The sequence below is a fragment of the Pseudarthrobacter sp. NKDBFgelt genome, from assembly GCF_046097905.1.
Taxonomy (GTDB): Bacteria; Actinomycetota; Actinomycetes; order Actinomycetales; family Micrococcaceae; genus Arthrobacter; species Arthrobacter polychromogenes.
Window position 1 is genome coordinate 1 of record NZ_JBJURL010000203.1, and the last position, 638, is coordinate 638.

At 53.9% G+C, this 638-nt stretch carries 1 protein-coding gene; it reads left to right on the top strand.

The window, feature by feature from the left end:
* On the top strand, window positions 1-530 hold a 530-nt coding region (locus ACKAE7_RS21160), incomplete at its 5' end, for a DUF5677 domain-containing protein (protein WP_408980242.1).
* Window positions 531-638: the final 108 nt, after the last annotated feature.

Sequence of the window (638 nt, forward strand, 5' to 3'; positions counted from 1 at the left end):
CGACCTTAGAAGGTGATGTCCGATCGGCTAAGGCCGAGCTGAGCGCTTTTTGGAAGGCGAAGGGGGTCGCACGACAGGGCGGGCCTACCGTGCGCGAGATGGCCGAAGATTTGAATATTCAGTCTGTCTATAATTATGTGTATTTCTTATCTTCTAATTTTGTTCACTTTAACACTCATGCGTTGTTGAGAAATGGTTGGGGGGATCCCGAGGGCCCATTCCGCTACCGGATAGGAAACTTTGACGGATATTACAAAAGTCTCTCGGTATTCTGCTCTGCTCTATTGGTCATTGGATTCTGCTATGCGTTTGCGGACGTCTTTGTCGCAGGCTCTCCGGAGGAAGAGGTGAACGCCCTCTTGTTGGTCATCAGCGAGGTGCATAGGTGGCCGGAGATAGTGACCTTTGAGGAGCTAAATAAAGATCCGCCACTATTCGTTTTTTCTCACGCGCTCAGAAAGGTTGCAGTGGAGGGCGGAGAGGCAATCCCGTACGGGGGGGTCGTTCAAGAAATCAAGAACCTAAGGTGATGCTGCGCTCATCCGTGCTCCACTCCCGTCACGCGCCTCCGGTGAACAACGTCTCCGGATCGGGAGGCCATGCGGGGGAGCGCGGCGTTGCGGCTGGCATGACCGATG